Origin of the sequence: Ralstonia sp. RL (genome assembly GCF_001683835.1) — a bacterium.
Taxonomy (GTDB): Bacteria; Pseudomonadota; Gammaproteobacteria; order Burkholderiales; family Burkholderiaceae; genus Ralstonia; species Ralstonia mannitolilytica.
This window is the reverse complement of sequence record NZ_LWRX01000006.1, coordinates 1-1,470: the sequence shown is the minus strand read 5'-3', so window position 1 is coordinate 1,470 and position 1,470 is coordinate 1. Positions and strand designations below refer to the sequence as shown.

At 63.9% G+C, this 1,470-nt stretch carries 2 protein-coding genes; both read left to right on the top strand.

Going from position 1 to position 1,470, the window contains the following annotated elements:
- Nucleotides 1-543 (top strand): ABC transporter ATP-binding protein (locus tag A6M56_RS02095; protein WP_286757681.1); only part of this gene is annotated, 543 nt, incomplete at its 5' end.
- Nucleotides 544-609: 66 nt separating this feature from the next.
- On the top strand, nt 610-1,470 hold an 861-nt coding region (locus A6M56_RS02090; RefSeq protein WP_502686842.1), incomplete at its 3' end, for an ABC transporter substrate-binding protein.

The following is a 1,470-nucleotide window of genomic DNA, read 5'->3' as shown; positions in this document are numbered from 1 at the left end:
ACGCGCCGTGGCTCGATCAAGATCAACGGGGTGGAGGCGATCCACCTGCCGACCCACAAGATCGCGCATCTGGGCGTCGGCTACTGCCCGGAAGAGCGCGGCATCTTCTCGTCGCTGTCGGCCGAGGAAAACCTGATGCTGCCGCCGTTCGTGTCGAAGACGGACAAAGGCATGTCGGTCGAGGAAATCTACGCGATGTTCCCCAACCTGCGGGAGCGCCGCGCCAGCCAGGGCACGCGCCTGTCCGGCGGCGAACAGCAGATGCTGGCGGTGGCGCGCATCTTGCGCACCGGCGCGCGCCTCTTGCTGCTCGACGAAATCTCGGAGGGCCTGGCGCCGGTGATCGTGCAGGCCTTGGCGCGCATGATCACGACCCTGAAGGCGAAGGGCTACACCATCGTGATGGTCGAGCAGAACTTCCGCTTCGCCGCGCCCCTGGCCGACCGCTTCTACGTGATGGAGCACGGCCAGATCGTCGAGAGCTTCGCCTCAGCCGAACTCGACTCCAGGATGCCTGTGCTGCATGAGCTCCTGGGCGTATGAACAAGAAGTGCAGCGTTTCAGTGAACAACCACCAATGACAGAGGAGCAGCGATGAAATTCAAATCCATGACAGCCACAATGGCCGCAGTGTTTTGCGCCGGATTCGGCGCGCAGGCAATGGCGCAGGTCTCGGGCGACGTGATCAAGATCGGCATGATCACCGACATGTCCGGCGTGTATGCGGACGTCGACGGCCCCGGCGGCGCGGAAGCGGTCAAGATGGCGATCGCCGACATGGGCGGCGCGATCAACGGCAAGAAGATCGAGTTCGTCGTCGCCGACCACCAGAACAAGGCCGATATCGCAGCAAGCAAGGCGCGCGAATGGTTCGACCAGCAGGGCGTGGACGTGCTGATCGGCGGTACCAATTCGGCGACCAGCCTGGCGATGGCCAAAGTCGCCGCGGAGAAGAAGAAGCCGTTCATCGCCATCGGCGCCGGCACCGCGCGCCTGACCAACGAGGAATGCACGCCGTACACCGTGCACTATGCCTACGACACCGTGGCGCTGGCCAAGGGCACCGGCTCCGCGGTGGTCAAGCAGGGCGGCAAGAGCTGGTTCTTCCTGACCGCCGACTACGCGTTCGGCGCCTCGCTGGAAAACGACACCGCCAACGTGGTCAAGGCCAACGGCGGCAAGGTGCTGGGCAGCGTCAAGCACCCGCTGTCGGCGTCGGACTTCTCGTCCTTCCTGCTGCAGGCGCAGTCGTCCAAGGCGCAGATCCTGGGCCTGGCCAACGCCGGCGGCGACACCATCAACTCGATCAAGGCCGCCAACGAGTTCGGCATCAACAAGTCGATGAAGCTGGCCGGCCTCCTCATGTTCATCAACGACATCCATTCGCTGGGCTTGCCGCTCACGCAGGGCATGTATCTGACCGATGGCTGGTACTGGGACATGAATGACGACACCCGCGCCTGGTCGAAG